Below are 19332 nucleotides of genomic sequence, written 5' to 3'. Positions count from 1 at the left end.
CAGCCATAACGACGAAGCACGTCCCCTCGGGGACACCGCACGAGACACGCAATGGACGCACGCACCTACGACTCCCCGGGCGAGACCCCGTCGAAACAGGAAACCTTCGCCGCTTTTCCCGCGAACGCAACCAACTGGATCGCCGTGTGGCGCCGCAATTATCTGGTGTGGAGAAAGCTCGCGCTCGCCTCGATGTTCGGCAATCTTGCCGATCCGATGATCTACCTGTTCGGCCTCGGCTTCGGTCTGGGGCTGATGGTCGGCCATGTCGACGGCGTGTCGTATATCGCCTTTCTCGCGGCGGGCACGGTGGCGTCGAGCGTGATGATGTCGGCGAGTTTCGAGTCGATGTATTCGGGCTTCTCGCGCATGCATGTGCAGCGCACCTGGGAGGCGATCATGCACACGCCTCTAACGCTCGGCGACATCGTGCTCGGTGAAGTGATCTGGGCCGGCAGCAAGTCGATGCTGTCCGGCGCGGCGATCATGCTGGTGGCCGGCGCGTTGGGCTACGCAAATTTTCCGTCGATGCTGCTGGCCTTGCCGGTCGTCGTGCTGACGGGCCTCGCATTCGCGAGCATCGCCATGGTCGTCACAGCGCTCGCGCCTTCGTACGACTTCTTCATGTTTTACCAGACGCTGGTGTTGACGCCGATGCTGTTGCTGTCCGGCGTGTTCTTTCCGGCATCGCAATTGCCCGCCGTTGCGCGCGGCGTCACCGAAGTGTTGCCGCTGGCGCATGCCGTCGACCTGATGCGGCCGGCCATGCTCGGGCGCCCGGTCGAGCACGCGCTGTTGCATGTGGCCGTGCTGGCGGCGTATGCGGTAGGCGGGTTTGTCGTGGCGGCGATTCTGTTTCGCCGCAGGATGATGAAGTAGGCTTCGGCTTTCGATAACCATAGGCGCTGAGGCCGGGTCGCTCAGTGTCGATCCCAACGTATCAGCGCCTGCCGCGACCCGGACCGGCTCAGTCCTCGTCGTCGGTCCATGGAATGTCCACGTCGGAAATGAACGCCACCGTGGCGAACGGCCCGCCGTCCTGACGGCCGATCTTGCCGTCGGCACGCTGCCATTCGACGCGGAACATCGTGCCCGGCTCATCGGCGATCAGTCGAACCGTGCGAACCTCGTCCGGATCGGCTTCTTCCACCGGACCGTCGAGCGAGATCTGCAATTCCTGCGGCCACAGCCCGTCTGCCGGATCATAGATCTTGTCGCCGTCGGGAATCAGCGTAAAGGCTTCCACGCCGATCGTCGCCGAGGCCTCCACGATCATCTTGCCCAACGCGCGCAGCAATGCCGTCGCTCGCGCCGAATTCGCCTGACGGATTGCAAGATCCCCGCGCGTCAGCGCCTGCTCAAGTTTTGGGTTTGTTTTTTGTTGCGCCATTCGATGTCCTGAGTTCCTATCGCTCTGTTGTGGACGGCGCGCTGCATCGAGCGCGCGCCGCTCTCCATTTTTCGGGCTGAATCCTACCACTGGTGTGCGCTGCAGCAATCCCTGCCGCGCAGTCCGGCGCTTTCAGCCGGCCCCGTCCACCACAGTTTAGGTCGTGATTCGTGATCCGGCAGGGACATTTGCCTTTCAATCGGCGCTGAATGGATCGCTATCGCACGCACGCCATACCTTCGCCCTAACGTTCGCGGCCGGCCGCAAACGTAGCCTTGCCGCCTGGAAGCCGGGCGGGCTATCCGGGCCTTTGCGCGTTCAGCGCGGGGGCGTGGTTCGCTTTCGAACGGCCTTCATGGCAGTCCCCTGCGCCGGCTTCGCACCCGCGATTTCCGTGATCAGATAGTCCCTGAAGGCTCGCACCGACGGCGGTAACTCACGCCCCGCCATGGTCTGAACCTGAATGCTGCGCTGGCGCATTTGCGGATGCGTGAGCGGCATCACGACGAAGCCGTCATTCGCGTAACGGTCGCGCACGGACAGCAGACCCGTGAACATGATCGCGCCGGACTTCTGCGCGTAACGGTACATGGCGCCGCTATTGTTGCAGGTGAGATCGGGCTCGAGCAGGATGCCTTCGAGCGCACAGGTAATGTCGATCAATTGACGAATCGTCGTGCCGGGCTCGGGCAGCACCAGCGGATAGCGCTGCAAGTCGGCGAGCGACACTTTCGCGCGCGCGGCCAACGGATGATCGGCGCGCAGCAGCGCCAGCACCGGCGCGCGCTCCGTGTGCTCGACCTTGACGCCTTTTTCCGGCGCGAGGCTGAAGGTCAACGCAAGATCGGCGTCGCCGTCGCGCACCCGGCGGGTCGCCGCGTCCGGTGACATGACCGACAGCGTGAAGTCGATGCCCGGATACTGAACGCGAAAGCCCGCCATCGCGGTAGGCAGGAAATCGGCGGCGAATCCTTCCGAACTGGCCAGCTTGATCATGCTGCCGTGCAAGGTTTCGAGCCCGCCGATCTCCTTCATCACATGCTCCGCCTCGAGCAGACTGCGCTGCGCGTACGCAAGCAGGCGCTCGCCGGCTTCGGAAAGCGCCATGCCGCGCGGCCGCCGCTCGAATAGCGCGACGCCGAGGTCGCCTTCGAGCCGCGCCACCTGGCGGCTGATTGCCGACACGGCGACATGCAGACGTGCGGACGCGTCGCTGATCGAGCCGGTGCGCGCGACTTCGACGAAATAGCGCAGCGCGATGCCATGCAGCGAAAGTGCCATGAGTGATGCCTCATTCAACGGTAGGCGCTGCCAGGCCGATGGCCGCCGGCAGTTTTACTGCTTGCGCTGAGTTTTGCCTTTTCGGCAACGCAAGCTTCGAAAGACGATCATTGTGACAAAAAAAACGGCCTCCTAGAATCGATTCGACGCTGCAGACCGAGGCCTGTCTCAATCGACCCGCAACCGACCCGCAATCGCCCCGCGATCGAACCCGAGACCACGCGCCGCCCGCCCCACATTCGCCCGCATTGGAGACACCTATGAGCCGCACCGAGGCCATCGAGCACGCCACACACCATTTCGAATCCGGCGCCTTTCTCGACACGCTGAACCGTCGCGTTGGTTTTCGCACGGAAAGTCAGGAGAGTGATCGCGCCGCCGCGCTGCTGTCGTATCTGACCGACGAGATTACGCCCGAAGCGGCGGCCCTCGGTTTCAGCACACGCATCGTCGCGAACCCGGTGGATGGCTTCGGGCCGTTCCTGATCGCAAGCCGCCACGAGGCCGACGACCTGCCGACCGTGCTGATCTATGGACATGGCGACGTGGTGCGCGGCTACGACAGCCAGTGGCGCGCGCCGCTGACACCGTGGGCCGTGACCGTCGAAGGCGAGCGCTGGTTCGGCCGCGGCACCGCCGACAACAAAGGTCAGCACACCATCAACCTTGCCGCGCTGGCGAGCGTGCTGGCCGCGCGCGGCGGCAAGCTCGGCTTCAACGCAAAGCTGCTGATCGAGATGGGCGAGGAAACCGGCTCGCCCGGACTCGACGAAATCTGCCGCGCGCACCGTGAAGAACTCGCCGCCGACGTGCTGATCGCCTCCGACGGCCCGCGTCTCGCCGCGCGCCGCCCTACCGTGTTCCTCGGCTCGCGCGGCTCGGTGAATTTCAAGCTGTCGTTGAATCTGCGCGACGGTGCGCATCATTCCGGCAATTGGGGCGGTCTGCTGCGCAATCCGGCCACCGTGCTGGCGAATGCGTTGTCGAGCCTCGTCGATGCGCGCGGCGTGATCGCCGTCGAGGGTTTGCGTCCGCCGCCGATTCCCGAGGCGGTGCGCCGTGCGCTCGCCGATATCACGGTGGGCGGCGGCCCGGGCGATCCGGCGGTCGACGACAACTGGGGCGAGCCCGGCCTGAGTGCGCCTGAGCGCGTGTTCGGCTGGAACAGCTTCGAAATACTTGCGTTCAAGGCCGGCAACCCGGAGAACCCGGTCAATGCGATTCCTTCGGCGGCGTTCGCGCATTGCCAGCTGCGCTTCGTGGTCGGCACCGATTGGGACAATCTCGAACGGTATCTGCGCACGCATCTGGATGCGCACGGTTTCTCCGAGGTCCAGATCGAAGTCGAGCGCGGCGCGCCGGCCACCCGTCTGAACCCGGACGATCCATGGGTCACGTGGGCGATTGAGTCGCTCGAACAGACCACCGGCAAGAAGACCGCCGTGCTGCCGAATCTGGGCGGCACGCTGCCCAACGAAGTCTTCGCCGATACGCTCGGCCTGCCGACCCTGTGGGTGCCCCACTCGTACCCGGCCTGTTCGCAGCACGCGCCGAATGAGCACCTGCTCGGACCAGTCGTGCGCGAAGGTCTGCAGATCATGGCGGGCCTCTTCTGGGATCTCGGCGAGAACTCCCCGCGCGCGACAACCCGCGGCGCGATCTGAGCGACGCCTGAGCATCTGAGCATCTGAGCATCTGAGCAGCACCCGAGCAGCACCCGAGCAGCACCTGAGCAAAGCCCGAGCGACATCCACGCGCTCGGGCCCGGCACGCCGTTATCCGTTTATCTCACGAGGCACGTCCACGATGAGCACGTCCACTTTGCAAGCCAGCGCCGCGCGGCCTTCCGCCGCGAAGGTCCATCGCATCATTCTCGCGGCGTCGATCGGCAACGCGCTCGAATGGTTCGACCTCGTCGTCTACGGTTTCTTCGCGGTGACCATCGCGAAGCTGTTCTTCCCGGCACGCACCGAAGCGATCTCGCTGATGCTCACACTCGGCACCTTCGGCATCTCGTACCTGATCCGGCCGCTCGGCGGACTCGTGCTCGGCTCGCTCGCCGACCGCGCCGGACGCAAGGCGTCGCTGCTGCTTTCTATCGCGCTGATGATGATCGGCACCCTGACGATCGCCGTGATGCCGCCGTACGCGGCGATCGGGCTATGGGCGCCTGCCGGCATCATGCTCTCGCGCCTCGTTCAAGGTTTTTCGGCAGGCGGTGAGTTTGGCGCATCCACGGCATTCCTGGTCGAACATGCTCCCGAGCGACGCGGCTTCATGGGCAGTTGGCAGTTCGCGAGCCAGGGCATGGCGACGCTGCTCGCCTCCGGCTTCGGCGCGCTGCTGACAAGCCAGCTCACCGCAGCGCAACTCGAATCTTGGGGATGGCGCGTGCCGTTCCTGTTCGGCCTCGCGATTGGCCCGGTCGGTTTCTATATTCGCCGTTACGTGGACGAAGGCGCCGAGTTCAATGCCGAGCCGAAAGCCCGCACGCCTCTGCGCGACCTGTTCGGCACGCAGAAGGTCCGCATGCTGCTCGCGGTCGGCTCGCTGGTCATTTCGACGGCGGCCAATTACATGATCCTCTACATGCCGACCTACGCGATCAAGCAATTGCACCTGCCCGCCTCGACCGGCTTCGCGGCGACGCTTGCCACCGGCGTCGTGCTCACCGTGCTGACGCCTTTCGCGGGTCACCTGTCCGACAGCCTCGGGCGCATCCGCATCATGGCGGCGGCCGCCGTGCTGATGCTGATGACGATCTATCCGGCCTTCGTCTATATGAACGCGCATCCGTCATTCGTGACGATGCTGCTCGCGCTGATCTGGATCGGCGTATTGAAGGCGACGTATTTCGGCGCGCTGCCCGCGTTGATGTCGGAGATCTTCCCGACGCAGACGCGCGCGACTGGCCTGGCGGTGAGCTACAACATCGGCGTGACGGTGTTCGGCGGCTTCGCGCCGTTCGTGATTACCTGGCTGATCGACGCAAGCGGCAACAAACTGGCGCCCGGTTTCTATCTGATGTTCTGCGCAGTGGCGAGTTTGCTCGCGCTTTATGCCGTACGCGCAAAGTTGAAGATTCGCTGAGCGTGCGTCGAGGTGCGACGCAATTGCAGAAGCGGATCAATTGGCAAGCGCCCCGGCCAACTAGCCGGGGCAGCCAGATAACGCAGCGATTCGAGCGGAACTGCGTGTTCCATCAAACCCGGCTCGAATCGCAGCGCCGGTAATCGCGCATCAAGGCGCGGGATTCGGCTGCAACTCATGCAGCGCATCGATTTCCGCGAGCACTTCCGGCGAGAGTTTCACGTCGACGCTGGCGATGTTTTCCTTCAGCTGATCGAGCGAGGTCGCGCCAATCAGATTGCTGGTCACGAACGGCCGGCTGTTGACGAACGCGAGCGCGAGTTGCGCGGGCGACAACCCGTGGCGCTTCGCGAGTTCCACGTAACGCGTGGTGGCCTGCACCGCTTGCGGCTTGCTGTAGCGCTGGAAGCGCTCGAACAGCGAGATGCGGGCGCCGGCCGGACGCGCGCCGCCTTCGTACTTGCCCGACAACCAGCCGAAGGCCAGCGGCGAATAAGCCAGCAAGCCGATGTTGTCGCGATGCGCGTATTCCGACAAACCGGCTTCGTACGTGCGATTGAGCAGGCTATACGGATTCTGAATGCTGACGATGCGCGGCAAGCCGAGCTTTTCGGCCGCGCGCAGAAACTGCGCGACACCCCACGGCGTTTCGTTCGACACGCCGATGTGGCGCACCTTGCCCGCCTTGACGAATTCGGCGAGCACGGACAGGGTTTCTTCGATCGGTACCGTATAAGCGTCGTCGACCCACGGATACGCGGGGCGGCCGAACGTCATCGTGTTGCGATCCGGCCAGTGCAGCTGATACAGATCGACGTACTCCGTTTGAAGACGCTTCAGGCTGTCGTTAAGCGCTTCGGTCAGATTCTTGCGGTCGAACTGGTTGCCTTCGCCACGAATATGGCGCGGGTTATGCGGTTGGCGCGCGGGGCCCGCGATCTTGGTGGCGAGCACGATTTTCTCGCGTGCGCCGCGATGCTGCGCGAGCCATGTGCCGATGAAGCGCTCGGTCGAACCTTGCGTCTCGGCACGCGGCGGCACCGGGTACATTTCAGCGGTGTCGATCAGGTTGACGCCGTGATCGAGTGCGTAATCGATCTGCGTATGCGCTTCCTGCTCCGTGTTCTGCTCGCCCCATGTCATGGTGCCGAGACCGATCAGGCTGACCTGCACATCGGAGTCGCCGAGTCTGCGGTATTCCATTGAACTTGTCCTGTTATTTGGTTGAACGAAAAGCGCTGACGTTACCACGCCGGCGCGATACCTGCAGGGCACGCTAAAATGCATGCTGCAACGGGCGCTGCCCGTTTTTCCACACGCAACGTTTCTCCGCGCCCCGACCCTGTGCAATGAATCCCGAACACCTCGAACTGCTGGTCACGCGTGTCATGCCTTACGGAAAATATAAGGGCCGCCTGATTGCGGACTTGCCCGGTCATTATCTAAACTGGTTTGCCAGTCAGGGCTTTCCGCCGGGAGAAATCGGCCGGCTGCTGGCCTTGATGCAGGAGATCGATCACAACGGCCTGAAGTCGCTGCTCGATCCTCTGCGCAAACGCTGATCGCTTCGCGGTGAAAGCCGCGTGAAGTGTCGTGAAGCGCGGTTGAAAGTTGCCGCGCAGGCATCGTGCAAGTAATGCAAGCCTGTACAAATTTATACAGAGTTTTGCTTGTACCTTGCGCACTGGATGGACTTTAATCCACGTAGGTCTTCGCGCGTTTTGCCGTGGTTCGCGCCGTGGTTCGCGCCGTGGTTCGCCCCATCATTCGCATCTCATCCTGCCTGCCCGTCCATGTCTGATTTCAGCTTGTCCGCGCTGCTTGAATTTATCGGCCACGACCTTTCGCCCGTGCGTGCCGTCATCGCATTCTTTCTGATCGGCTACCTCATCGTCGGACTACCCGTTCATTTCCGCCAGGGCGCCGCATCGCGCGACATCTGGGGCACCGCGGCCGGCGTGACGATGGCCGCGATCTACGCGGCGTTCATCATCGGCGTGTACCCGGCCCTGCATCATTCGGGTAGTTTGTTGCGGTAATACGCTGGGGCGTCAGCACAAAATGCGCTAGCCGCCCAGACGCCCCGTCGCGGCCAGATACGCGAACACGTGGTCTACGCATTCGTCGACCGGCATCCGGTCGGTTTCGATCACCACGTCGGATGCGAGCGGCGCTTCGAACGGATCGGAAATTCCGGTGAAATGCGCAATTTCGCCGCGTCGCGCGCGTGCATAAAGCCCCTTGGCATCGCGCGCTTCGCAGACCTTCAGCGGGGCCTTCACGAAGACCTCGACAAACCCTTCGCCGACAATTTCGCGCGCCGAGCGCCGATGCCGATGCTCCGGCGAGATCACGGCGGCAATCACGACAAAGCCCTGCTGCATGAAGAGCGCCGCGACGTGCGCGACCCGCCGCAGGTTTTCGGTGCGGTCCTCGGGCGTGAAGCCGAGGTCGGCGTTCAGTCCACGCCGCAGCACGTCGCCGTCGAGCACGATCGCGGCATGCCCTGCCTGCTTCAGCCGCTCAAGCAAGCCGTTGGCCAACGTCGACTTGCCGGCGCCGGAAAGTCCCGTCATCCAGATCACGGCGCCGCGGGATGCGCTCATGCGCGACGCTCCGAGCCGGGTGCCGCAACCTCGTCAGCCTCATGTCCGTGCGCCGGAGCCAGCTTCGGGCCGAGACCGTCGAACAGCGGTTGAAGCAAGGCCTGCTGCGGCTGCCACCGTTGCAACGACGTCCTGTAAAGCGGACGGCGCACCTGCGCGGAACTGGCCGTGTTCACCTGGCGCCTGTTCTGATGAAAGGACAGGCAGCGCTCGTCCCAGTCGAGCCCGCAATGCGCGAGCAGGCGGCGCACATTGCCTTCGAAATCGTCGACCAGTTCTTCATATTTGACCTCGATCATCACCCCTTCCGGGAGCACGCGTTGCCAGTGGGCCATCAGGGCGTCATAGGCGCGGTAGTAGCGGCCCAGTTCGCCGAGATCATAGCTGAATGGCACGTCATGAAAAATCCGTGAGAAGATCGACAGGCACGTTGGCAAAGGCGCGCGGCTGCTATGAACGAAGCGGGCCTTCGGCAGCGCCAGATGAATCAGGCCGAGGTTGATGAAGTTGAACGGATATTTGTCGGTGAAGTGCGTGTAGCGCGAGGTCGGCGTGGCGTCTTCGCTCTGTGCGGGGTCGTGAATCTCCGGCAACGCGCCGCGCATGCGACGCAAATAGTCCGCGCCGAGCGCGCGCAACGGCGCGGCGCCGACCTCCCCTAGTGCCTCGATATCGATCCGCAAAGGATCTTGCGGATCGCGGCGGATGCAGTTCACCAGCGCTTCGCCGAATTCCGTGCGCTCACCCGCGCCCAATACCTGAGGATGGCTCGCGAGAATCTGTTCGATCAAGGTCGAACCCGAGCGCGGCATGCCGACGATAAAGATCGGCGCTTCTGACGGATCACCCAGGCCGCGCTTCGCGTCCAGCACCGCCGAAGTCGTCAGCTCAGGCAGATGCGCGAACAGGCCGAGCGTCTCCGCCTCGTTGTAGCGCACGCCGGCGCGGTGCAATGCGTTGCCCTTCAGGAAATGATCGAACGACGCGTCGTTGCGGCCCAAATCGGAGAGCGCCTGGCCGTACGCGAGGTGAATCTCCGCCTGATCGGCCGGCGTCAACGAAGCGGCGTTACCGGCAAGACGCTCCATCGCGATGAATACCGGATCTTCGCTGGTGAGGCGCTTGGTCTGCACGAAATTGCGGTAATACAGCGGCACCTGCGGCGCGGCCTCGATCGCCCGGCGATAGGCGGCGTGAGCTTCGTCGAAGCGGCCGAGCGCCTGCAGGCAATTGCCCATATTGTTGTGCGAACCGTCGGCTAGCGGATTCAGGCGGGCCGCCTCGCGGTAAGCATCCACCGCCTGCTCGAGCCGATGCATCTGCTCGAGCGTCCAGCCGAGGCCGTGATGCGAATCCGTGTCGCGCGGATCGAGCGCAATTGCCGCTCGATAGGCGAGCACGGCTTCGGGAAAGCGGCTCAGCGCGGCGAGCGTCGCCGCGATGCGCTGGTGCGCGAGCACGTCGCGAGGCGCGAGCGCGCGCGCGTTTTCGAAACGTTGCAGCGCGGCGTCGAGTTCGCCGCGCGCAGCAAAGGCGTCGCCTGCGGCGCGCCATTCTGATGCAGTGGCCGGCTGGGGATCGTGCGTCATTAAAGGGTGGATCTTCGCAGGCTTCGCTTCGAGCGATCCTGACGGTAAGCGGGTGCGGTCTTTTCATCCGTCCGGCAAATTGGCATCGGCTGGATTCGAGGTAATTGTCTGGAGGGAACGTAACAGGCGCGCCCTACAGTTGCGTTGCGAAAATTTAACTAACTGTTACAGCGGGGTGAATGGGTAAGTTTTCGAAACTTGTCGCCGCGCCTTAAGCAGTGGTCGCCAATCGCAACGCGTGATCTCTGGACGCGCTATGTCGCGCGCAAACCGTAATGTGCGGACACAAATGCTGCTGAACTCCTGAGCGTGCGCGGTTTCTCACTCTTACCCGAAGGAGAAAATCGTGAGCAGGCTCATTGCATCAATGGCACTGTTGGCGGTGATGGCCAGCCTGACCGGATGCGTCGTCGCACCGGCATCCGACTACGGCTACGCGCAACCTTATTACCCCGGCTACGGCTACGCTTACGGACCACCGTATGCGCCGGTTTACGGCAGCGTCGGCATCTACGGCGGCTGGGGTGGGTCCTGCTGTTATTACCATGGCGGCGGATGGCATGGCGGCCATGGGTGGCACGGCGGGGACGGAGGCCACGGCGGCGGCTGGCATGGCGGAGGTTACGGCGGCTACCACGGCGCAGGTAGCGGCAGCGGCGGCGGAAGCTCTTGGGGCAGCAGCGGCGGTCACGGAGGAGGACACGGGCATTGACGCGGCCCGCACCTGACTCGCGGGCCAGTCAATGGCATGGCTTCTGGACAGCACGGCTCGCGAGTGTCTCGCCCGGACGGCGATTTCACGCGTTGCGGTAAAATCGGTGTTTTGAATCAAGCCGTCTGGCCGCCCCATGTCTTCACCTCAAACTCCCAGTCCGCGCCGCGTCTCGGTTGCTCCCATGATGGACTGGACTGATCGTCACTGTCGCTCCCTGCATCGCGTGATCTCTCGCCATACCTGGCTTTACACGGAAATGGTGACGACCGGCGCGCTGCTGCATGGCGACGTGCCGCGCCATCTCGCGTTCACGCCGGCAGAAGCGCCGGTTGCTCTGCAACTCGGCGGCAGCGAACCCGACGATCTCGCGCGCGCGGCGAAACTCGGCGAACAATGGGGCTATGACGAAATCAATCTGAACTGCGGCTGCCCATCCGAGCGCGTGCAACGTGGCGCATTCGGCGCGTGCCTGATGAACGAGCCGCAACTCGTCGCCGACTGCGTCAAGGCCATGCGCGATGTGGTGTCCGTGCCGGTGACGGTCAAGCACCGCATCGGCGTGGATGCCGTCGAGGACTATGGTTTCGTGCGCGACTTTGTCGGCACGATTGCGAACGCCGGCTGCCATGTGTTCATCGTGCACGCGCGCAACGCGATTCTGAAGGGTTTGAGCCCAAAGGAAAATCGCGAGATTCCGCCGCTGAAATACGAATACGCGTATCAGTTGAAGCGCGACTTTCCGCAGTTGGAGATCATCATCAACGGCGGCATCAAGACGCTTGATGAAGTGGAGACGCATCTTCAACACGTCGACGGTGTCATGCTCGGGCGCGAGGCGTATCACAACCCGTATGTGCTGGCCGATGTCGATGCGCGCTTCTATGGTTCGACAGAAACGCCGCTCACTCGCCAGCAGGTCGAAGCGAAACTGATCGAGTATTGCGCGGCCGAAATGGCGCGCGGCACGTATCTCGGCGCGATTACGCGCCATGCGCTCGGCCTCTATCGCGGTGAGGCGGGCGCGCGTGGGTGGCGCCGTGTGCTGTCCGATAGCAAACGTCTCGCCGCGCGCGATTTGAGCATCTTCGATGAGGCAAGGCAGCATCTGCGCGAGCCTGCCGAAATTTTTGAATAAAGGACTAGGCAAACGAGATTCTTGTTCGTATAATCTCGTTTCTTCATCGACGAGCCAGGTTTTACGGCAAGTCAAGCAGATGTCAGTGGTGGCTGTAGCTCAGTTGGTAGAGTCCAGGATTGTGATTCCTGTTGTCGTGGGTTCGAGCCCCATCAGCCACCCCAAAAGAATCAAGCACTTAGCCCGGTCATCGCGACTGGGCTTTTTGCTTTTTGGAATCCGTGTAACCAGCATGTAACCGGATTCCGTCAATCGCAGTTGGCCAGTGCCCCCTTTCGATTCGAGCATAATCCCGCATCCGCCCCGGAAAGTAGATCGGGGGCGTCAACGGGGGACGCGTGTATCAGCACTTTCGGAACATCGAGGACGAGCTAGAGGCTGCGATGAAGTCCGTCGAGGCAGGTGATGGGGACCGCGAAGCGCTGCTCGAACGGCTCGAAAACCTGCTGAACAGCGTGCGCGCTAAGCGCTTCGCAACGGGCTTTGCCCTGTTTGGCAAGCAGTTCGAGCCGGGCGGCGAGCCCGCAGAGGAAATAGAAGGTATTGAGCCGCCGCCTCGCGCATTAAAGCGCGGTGACCTCGTGCGCACGCAAGACGGGTATCTGGCCTACGTCGGCTTCTATGACCACAAGCAACGCGTGGTTGCAAACGTCGTCTACGAGGCGCGCGAATTCAACGAGGCGGACCTGACGCTGGTACCGCGATAGTGGCGGGTGCAAATGTTCGGGCTCCAGTAACGCCCACTCTAATTACACTCTGCATGTCTGGTGGGACCGACGACGGGCGAGCGAGGGCGAGCGCGGCTCGATGGCCAAGAGGCCTACCCCGTGCTCTTGTTGCCTGAGCGAATCGACAAGGGTCGCCAGCATTCGGTAGTATCACCGCTGGCGGGCCTGAGTGAAGCACCCGCCTCCGGCGCGGCGAAATCTCAGGATGGGCTGCTGGCGCGGGGTTCCCCCGACACCTGCCACACAAAGTCGGCGCCTCCATATTGCTGTCCGGATGCGGATTCCGCTGCATGTGGACTTTTCGATGAGTAACCCCGAGTGCGACGAAGTTCGGATTCAGCGGTTGACGTTCGCAATGCGTGCAGCGTTGCGTCAATCGAACTCCCTGGGCATGTGCGGGACATCTGGCGCATACCGAACCGCTCCAGCCGGTCGACTTCCCCGTAAGCAGACAGCCAGTGGTGCCAGCAAAGTTGTCGGATTCAGGCTGGACTCCAATTGCTTTAGAATTCGGCAGACTTATCTCAAACACATTCGCTGAGCAACTTGGGGCGTGAAATGAAGATCTTCATCAGTTGGTCGGGTGATCGTAGCCGATATATCGCCGAGGCGCTCAGGGAGTGGCTTCCTAAAGTGATGCAAACAGTGAAGCCATGGATGTCGGACGCCGACATATTCGCAGGAAGCCGTTGGCTAAACGAGGTTTCTTCCGAACTGGCAACTACAAATTTCGGGTTGTTATGCGTTACCCCTGAGAATCAAAGCAACGCATGGCTGTTGTTTGAGGCAGGAGCATTGTCAAAAGCGCTCAACGAGGCGTCCGTCTGTCCTCTCCTCTATGAGATGGCACCGAGTCAGTTAAGTGGCCCACTGGCACAGTTTCAAGCAAACCCGTTGACTCGGGATGGTATGCGACGAATCGTGACAACGATAAATCGCGCATTGCAAGTGGGCGAGCTCGCACAAGCTGATTTAGACGAAAGCTTTGATGTTTGGTGGCCAAGGCTCGAAGCTCGTCTTGCATCGACACCAGTTGCCGACCAAAAAGTGCCGGCTGCGCGCAGTACAGACGAAATACTTGATGAGCTTGTGACTAATACGCGCGAGCAGATTCGCCGCGAAAACTTAAGACTCGAATGGCAGCAAACCCGCGACAAAGAAATGGATGAGATGACTAACGTCATGAAGGGTTTCGCCCAAATCATGCAAAGCGCATCAGTCATGTTGTCTCCCGGGTCGCAGGGACTGGGATCGCCGGGAATGCTGGCTGGCGATATTTTCGAACACAAAGATACCCTACACGCCATGATTTCGAGCGTGGACAGACTTTCGAAGGCAAGCGATGAGTTTACGTCAAAGGTGCTGACGCCCCCGGGAGCCGAATGAAGCTGCCCGAGAACACAATATGAACTAGTGCGCCGATTGTCGGCGATCTGATCTCAAGTATTGAATGCCCTCAACTGGCCGAGGCCGTGTGAAAACGCGAAAGTACTCGGTTTTTGGGTGTCGCTTTGCCCTTCCCAAGTGGCAACCAAGCCAATACAGCGCGATCTGAAGGGTCGATTTTTCAGGCCACATTCAGCGCGCGTTTTCACACGGCCTCGGCCGAACCCGGTCCGATGCTGGATGGCTGCGAGCCTCAGTTGCTCGGCATGCGTCCGGCTCAGTTCGACCCACTTCTGCCAGTCGAAGCTCCGCCAAAGCAACGGCAGCTAGCACGGCACGCAGACATTCAGGATCTGCGCCGTAGGGCGGGGCAATGCCATTTTGCCCGCCAGCGATCGGCAGTCCTTGACCCGCTCCGTTTGCCAGACTACGCTCAAGATTCGGAATCAATAGACGCTGTTCCAAGTCGAGTGAGACTTCGCAAAAAAACAAGTCCGTAAGCAATCTGGCAATCAATGTCAAGGAGACAACAAATGGCTGCTAGCGCGCAAGTCCTGATTGAACTGAGCGAAGAACAACAAGCAGCATTGCAAAAACTTGGCATCGAGGCGGCTCAGATTTCAATCAATGCAAAAACTGGATCGGCTGAACTGGTCCGACCGCGAAAGCCCGGGCTTGTCCGTTTTACCGCGGATCAAGTGAAAACGTTAAGGAAGAGCGTGGTCGGGACGCCCGACATCGCCGGCTTCGAGACAAATCCGAAGACGTTCGGCATTGATTTAGTGACTGTCGCCGACGCAAGAAAGATCAAGGCCATGTGGGGTGAAGGGGGCGAGTGAGCCACACGCACCGTGAACCTATATTGCTCAAAATTGCGCTCCGGTGAACTGCTTTGCGTTATCCCGGAGACTTCTACATGGATGCACTGCTCGGAAGCCCAGCTGCTCCACATTATTGGTCGTTTCGGCGTGCATTTAACATTGTACTCATTGGATGATCTTTCGACGCCTGTCTTGCATGAGTTGACAGGCAGAGCAACAATTGGAACCGAAAGTATTGAGGCAATGCTCGCCTACTTTCTAAACTTCTCGAACCAAAACGAGCAGCCAAACAAGAGGACATTATTCAGAAACCCAATTGTTAGCGTGACCAATCGATGCTTTTTGAAGTGCCAATATTGTTACGTAAATTCACCGTCGTTCACGGCAGCCCAGTTTCGAACGCTCAGCTATGAAAACGTTACTGCCTTCGTTGACAAGGTTCTTGAGGTAGGGGGCGAAGATGTTTTCTCGGTGCAATACTTCGGCGGGGAGCCGACGATGCATGACCGACTCCCAGAAATGATTGCACATACGCGGAATCGGGATCTCCAGGCGCGCATATCTACAAACGGGGTGGCCACGCGCATAAGGTCTTCTGAATACCGCGAAGCGGTTGGCGATCCCGGGGTAGAGTGGCGGATCAGTCTTGATGCTGTTGATCCGGAAATCAATGATCAGTCACGGGGAAAAGGAACTTTTGATGCAATCCTGAGGAACCTCGATTATCTACGAAGCGTTGGTGCCAACGTGTCGCTAAAACCCGTTCTCACGAAGAGTAACATTTCGAACCTCGAAAGCTACCTGGAATTTGCTTACTCAAATGGCTTTAAGGTTACGTATGGCACACTGCTTCCAGTCGGCAACGCGATAAAGAATGGAATAAAGAGGGAGCTTAATGAATTTCACGTGGCGTCGTATTTGGTCGAGGTATTCTCGAGAAAACCTCATCTTATCCAAACAATCGAGCTGTCACCACTTGGATGGACTCTCAAGACTCTCTTTCTTCGCCGCGCACGCGCACTTCCACGTTTTACCTTGTATCTCCACGACGACGGCAATGTCTATCCGATGGACGGTTTGATTGACGCAGAATTTTGTATAGGCACAGCCGATGATTTCGACATAAAAAAGCTCGAAAGTCTTCAAGAGGAATTTGGACTCTCGTCGCCGCGGTGCAAAAAGTGCTTTGTAAGCGGTTTTTGTTATACCGGCGATTTTCATGAGTTGAGAGCGCGTGATCGATCCATGAAATCGGACTTCTACGCCTGCCCGGATCGCCGCAACATCTACATGTTGTTAATGACAGAGGCAGACCGTTTTCGCACAGTCGCAAATATAATGCTCTCATCGCAGTATACATTTTGAAGATGAAATGCAGTCATGGTAGTACACTTCTCCATATAAAGTGTATACCGGATTCGACGAAGCTATTTGTAACCGGTGATCCCGGTCGACTGAACGTTATCATTTAACGTCTTTGTATGGCGATGCTGGAAGATCGGAGTAAGCCTGGTATCTGCGACAAAGCCGACGTTCGATTATGGATCTGCTGTCGCCCGACAACGACTGCTTCTGGCCGACCACTGCCTCATGCAAACGGCATGCAAACCGAATGCCACAAGGTAGCCATCGACAGCACGCGACCCACTTCTGCCGTTGAGATGAACACCATCTCAACGGCGGCTACCGAGATTGCTGCAGTCACCGAAAACGCTCACAGTGCAGACCCGAGCGGCCAGCAAAAAGGTGCCCGCACCGAGAGTCACGAAATAGCATGTCTCAATCGTACCAATCGACTACCAATCGGCGTCAGGCACCGGTCAGCTCTAAGATTGTTGTTGGCAGCCGGCGCTGGCTTCCGCTGCTCGATTTTTGCGCGCTAATTCGGCGCGCAAGTTGGCGTGATTTATGAAATCGATTAATTTCTGTGGCTTAATAGCGTATTGAGCGCCAAACGAAAGCAGGTCTGAAGAGCCGCCGTTAAATCGAAGTGATACAGAATAGCCAAATTTGTCCTTTACATAACGATGTAGCACTCCGCCGCCGCAGCTAACAAGAAACTCCCTCAGGAACTCCAATTCCTGCTTACCTCTGCATATTGGATTTTCCCGGAAATCTTTCAAATGAGACCGCATCGAAAAAAGCTCTTTCCCCCTTCCGCGAACGTGCTGATTCAATATTGCGGAGAGATGCTTTCCGACCGTTAGTGATACTGTCATTCTCACGAATCCCGCATGCGCATAAAATTGAGAAACGAGAGAAATGTTTTGATTAAGATTAAGCTTAAGTTCGCTGCCCGTAGCCGAAAACAAGAAAAGCAAAATATTTGCCTTTTTCAGCTCGCGCGATTTCATTAATTCCGCATGAAATCTTCCGTACAACGACATTACGTCTGCAAGTACTTCATCTTCGTCTGCATGCTCATTTTTCGCCTTACCAAGCCCAGCCTCGCTTCGGATCATCCGTTTTACCGCAAGTTCGTCGCAGTAGTAGGTTTCGATCGAATGGCCGGATGTTACATAGACCTTCTCAGAGAGATCATCTTCTAACACAAAGTCTCGGTCGATGAAAAAATAGGTTACATCGTCAGAAAGTTGATCGTTCGACGCGAGCGCTTTATGCAGTGCGATCGAATTACCGCGAGACCCTGACACAAAGCCATGATATTCAGTCGAAAAAATTGTACCAATCACTGAGCTATAGTATTTTTCGTCATCGCCCTCAAACACAAACACGGCATCCGTCTTCCATTTTTTCCTTCTTGAGACATATTTTTTAAAGAGGGGTGCTTCGCTTTCGAGTAGATCAGAGAAATAATTTACCCTATCCATGATTTATTGTTCCACCGTCACGAAACGGGTAAGATCGCGAGCGTATTGCTTTACGTTCTTCAAGATAAATGGACTGTGCGTCACAGCGAAAAGGAAGGCACACCGCCCGCTATCAATGATGTCCGGAAGTAACATTTCCTGCCACTCAACGGACAAGGAAAGTTCAGGCTCATCATAAAAAATTGCCAGCTTTTCTGATGACCGGAAGGACGCGCCGTCGCTGGAGTTAGGTGTCTCTATTTTCTCACCTAAATATAGCTTCGCAAATAGCGATACGATCTGCTTTTCGCCCGACGAAAATTGATCCAGCGACACCGGCTCATGGGTCGTCGCATTCGTGACGGTAACGGAAAGAGTACTTTCGTTGTAGTCGATTTGCTTCTCAACCAAATATTTCTGACATTGTTGAGCAAACTCCTTCACCGCAACGTCATTGACTTTCTGCTTTTCGTACACTTTTACCATGTTTGACAGAAAATAGACGAGCGGTTGATATTTACTTTCCGCAAAAAGCTCTCTACTGCGAAATATTCGCTTGATTTCTTCTTTGTCGTCCAAGCCTATGTTCTTTCCGATTCTCTCAAGTACGACATCGATTTTTTCGAGAGAAGCAACACGTTTTTCATCGCTTTCATCAAGGGCGAACCCATTCACCAATTTCGAGAGTATTTCGCCGTTAATTTTTGAAAACCATTCATTCGATGAGAGAAGAACTTCTTTCTGTATTTCGTTGAGTCTCTGTTGCACATCGTGAATCCCGAAATTTATTCCGCCTTCACCTATTTCTGCATTTTCAATTCCCAGTCTTGCCAAATCCTCCTCGATTCGCCGGAACGTGGGGAGATATAAAGGCTTCGATTTAAATGCTTCTAGGGCCAGATCGAACACTGAGACATTGTTGTATTCGCGACTAGGCTTGAGTTCATTGGCTAAGTCGCGCAATGCCGCTTTGACAATCGTTTTTCCAAAATTTCGAGTGAAGAGTCGCGCGATTTCTTCATGTGGAACACCTTCATTGGTTCTCGACAACACAAACTCCAACTCTGCTTTTGTGTGCTGTCTTTTCAGATAACCCAATGCGCGCCCGCTGCCAATGCTAGGCATTTCGACGTCCGGAGGGAGGTCATTCTTTACGATCACTACGGGTGCCGCATTATCGAAAATAAGCGTGGCGCGATCAAATTGAATTCGATTGAGTTTTTTCGTGTCTCCGTAGAGGCATGCATACAGCAAATTCAATATAGTCGTTTTTCCCTGCCCGTTCTCAGCGAGCAGTACCATATAAGGCGTGCTGAATGAGATTTCCACTCTTTTGTAGCCGTGCAAGCCTTCGATTATGAATTTTGAGATCAATTGATTTCCTTTCGCATTATTTTTCGTCACCGTACGCGACCGACTGGGCGGCACACATGTTTGATTGTAATGCCGGTCTATCAGAACCCTCCAGGAACATTCTTGCGGGACGGCCAGTAGCACGCGACTTTGCGGTCCGTTCTCCCGCGTCGCATGCGCGGGGGAGCACGGAAAAACGGTGCAATTTCTCGGAGACTCGGTGAACGAGTGACGGCCGGTCTGTGTTTGGGCCGGGCTTCACAAACTCGCTAGGGTGCTGCGTAAGGGTTAGCTAACCGGGCGCAGAGCAGACGTTCAGCTAAGCAACCAATGGGATGTACGAAGGGCCGCAGTTGGCCGGCAAGCGCCCGACGACCAAGCGCGGAGATCGCCGCACGGCGCGGCCTTTTCAAGCAAATAGCTTAACG

At 58.6% G+C, this 19332-nt stretch carries 18 protein-coding genes and 1 tRNA gene; 12 read left to right on the top strand and 7 right to left on the bottom strand.

What is annotated here, in order from left to right:
- The first annotated feature begins 51 nt into the window (after nt 1-51).
- Nucleotides 52-879 carry an ABC transporter permease gene (locus P0D70_RS04785; RefSeq protein WP_408183112.1) on the top strand — a complete coding sequence of 276 codons (828 nt, stop codon included), beginning with the start codon at nt 52-54 and terminating at the stop codon, nt 877-879.
- Nucleotides 880-967: 88 nt separating this feature from the next.
- Here P0D70_RS04785 and P0D70_RS04780 read toward each other — a convergent pair whose 3' ends face one another.
- A complete protein-coding gene (locus tag P0D70_RS04780) occupies nt 968-1390 on the bottom strand; it encodes a hypothetical protein (RefSeq protein WP_091794614.1) in 423 nt (140 codons plus the stop codon).
- 318 nt (nt 1391-1708) lie between these two features.
- Nucleotides 1709-2671, bottom strand: coding sequence for a LysR family transcriptional regulator (locus P0D70_RS04775; RefSeq protein WP_408183109.1), 963 nt, complete (start codon nt 2669-2671; stop codon nt 1709-1711).
- A 260-nt stretch (nt 2672-2931) separates the two neighbouring features.
- Here P0D70_RS04775 and P0D70_RS04770 point away from each other — a divergent pair, with 260 nt between their 5' ends.
- A complete protein-coding gene (locus tag P0D70_RS04770) occupies nt 2932-4335 on the top strand; it encodes a M20 family metallopeptidase (RefSeq protein ID WP_408183107.1) in 1404 nt (467 codons plus the stop codon).
- A 142-nt stretch (nt 4336-4477) separates the two neighbouring features.
- On the top strand, nt 4478-5761 hold the full coding sequence (locus tag P0D70_RS04765) for an MFS transporter (protein WP_408183105.1): 1284 nt from the start codon (nt 4478-4480) through the stop codon (nt 5759-5761).
- Between the two features lie 150 nt (nt 5762-5911).
- Here P0D70_RS04765 and P0D70_RS04760 read toward each other — a convergent pair whose 3' ends face one another.
- The gene (locus tag P0D70_RS04760; protein ID WP_408183103.1) at nt 5912-6964 is read right to left on the bottom strand and encodes an NADP(H)-dependent aldo-keto reductase; all 1053 of its coding nucleotides are present in this window, start codon (nt 6962-6964) and stop codon (nt 5912-5914) included.
- Between the two features lie 146 nt (nt 6965-7110).
- On the opposite strand from P0D70_RS04760, the gene P0D70_RS04755 reads away from it, so the two are divergent.
- Both P0D70_RS04755 and P0D70_RS04750 read left to right on the top strand, forming a co-directional pair.
- Nucleotides 7111-7323, top strand: a complete 213-nt coding sequence (locus tag P0D70_RS04755; RefSeq protein ID WP_091794623.1) for a DUF3820 family protein — start codon at nt 7111-7113, stop codon at nt 7321-7323.
- Between the two features lie 108 nt (nt 7324-7431).
- A complete protein-coding gene (locus tag P0D70_RS04750; RefSeq protein ID WP_408183101.1) occupies nt 7432-7800 on the top strand; it encodes a hypothetical protein in 369 nt (122 codons plus the stop codon).
- Between the two features lie 27 nt (nt 7801-7827).
- Here P0D70_RS04750 and cysC read toward each other — a convergent pair whose 3' ends face one another.
- Both cysC and P0D70_RS04740 read right to left on the bottom strand, forming a co-directional pair.
- Nucleotides 7828-8367: an adenylyl-sulfate kinase gene (cysC, locus tag P0D70_RS04745; protein ID WP_408183099.1), complete on the bottom strand. Its 540-nt coding sequence runs from the start codon at nt 8365-8367 to the stop codon at nt 7828-7830.
- The gene (locus P0D70_RS04740; protein WP_408183097.1) at nt 8364-9956 is read right to left on the bottom strand and encodes a tetratricopeptide repeat-containing sulfotransferase family protein; all 1593 of its coding nucleotides are present in this window, start codon (nt 9954-9956) and stop codon (nt 8364-8366) included. The genes cysC and P0D70_RS04740 overlap by 4 nt, the downstream gene beginning before the upstream one ends.
- A 346-nt stretch (nt 9957-10302) precedes the next feature.
- On the opposite strand from P0D70_RS04740, the gene P0D70_RS04735 reads away from it, so the two are divergent.
- The 7 genes from P0D70_RS04735 to P0D70_RS04705 all read left to right on the top strand — a co-directional run bounded on the left by P0D70_RS04735 (nt 10303) and on the right by P0D70_RS04705 (nt 16106).
- A complete protein-coding gene (locus tag P0D70_RS04735; protein ID WP_408183095.1) occupies nt 10303-10668 on the top strand; it encodes a hypothetical protein in 366 nt (121 codons plus the stop codon).
- A gap of 136 nt (nt 10669-10804) precedes the next feature.
- On the top strand, nt 10805-11806 hold the full coding sequence (gene dusA, locus P0D70_RS04730; protein ID WP_408183093.1) for a tRNA dihydrouridine(20/20a) synthase DusA: 1002 nt from the start codon (nt 10805-10807) through the stop codon (nt 11804-11806).
- A gap of 88 nt (nt 11807-11894) precedes the next feature.
- Nucleotides 11895-11970, top strand: a tRNA-His gene (locus tag P0D70_RS04725).
- Between the two features lie 174 nt (nt 11971-12144).
- Nucleotides 12145-12513: a hypothetical protein gene (locus tag P0D70_RS04720; protein WP_408183091.1), complete on the top strand. Its 369-nt coding sequence runs from the start codon at nt 12145-12147 to the stop codon at nt 12511-12513.
- A 579-nt stretch (nt 12514-13092) separates the two neighbouring features.
- The gene (locus P0D70_RS04715; RefSeq protein WP_408183089.1) at nt 13093-13920 is read left to right on the top strand and encodes a TIR domain-containing protein; all 828 of its coding nucleotides are present in this window, start codon (nt 13093-13095) and stop codon (nt 13918-13920) included.
- A gap of 533 nt (nt 13921-14453) precedes the next feature.
- Nucleotides 14454-14759, top strand: a complete 306-nt coding sequence (locus tag P0D70_RS04710; RefSeq protein ID WP_408183087.1) for a hypothetical protein — start codon at nt 14454-14456, stop codon at nt 14757-14759.
- A gap of 81 nt (nt 14760-14840) precedes the next feature.
- Nucleotides 14841-16106 (top strand): radical SAM protein, encoded by a 1266-nt coding sequence (locus tag P0D70_RS04705; RefSeq protein ID WP_408183085.1) that lies wholly within the window; start codon nt 14841-14843, stop codon nt 16104-16106.
- A gap of 461 nt (nt 16107-16567) precedes the next feature.
- Here P0D70_RS04705 and P0D70_RS04700 read toward each other — a convergent pair whose 3' ends face one another.
- Both P0D70_RS04700 and P0D70_RS04695 read right to left on the bottom strand, forming a co-directional pair.
- Nucleotides 16568-17572, bottom strand: coding sequence for a DUF4435 domain-containing protein (locus tag P0D70_RS04700; protein WP_408183083.1), 1005 nt, complete (start codon nt 17570-17572; stop codon nt 16568-16570).
- 3 nt (nt 17573-17575) lie between these two features.
- The gene (locus P0D70_RS04695; RefSeq protein ID WP_408183081.1) at nt 17576-18925 is read right to left on the bottom strand and encodes an AAA family ATPase; all 1350 of its coding nucleotides are present in this window, start codon (nt 18923-18925) and stop codon (nt 17576-17578) included.
- Nucleotides 18926-19332: the final 407 nt, after the last annotated feature.

The organism is Paraburkholderia sp. RL17-381-BIF-C (genome assembly GCF_046026435.1).
Taxonomy (GTDB): Bacteria; Pseudomonadota; Gammaproteobacteria; order Burkholderiales; family Burkholderiaceae; genus Paraburkholderia.
The sequence above is the reverse complement of the archived record's forward strand: the minus strand, read 5'-3'. Positions and strand labels throughout refer to the sequence as shown.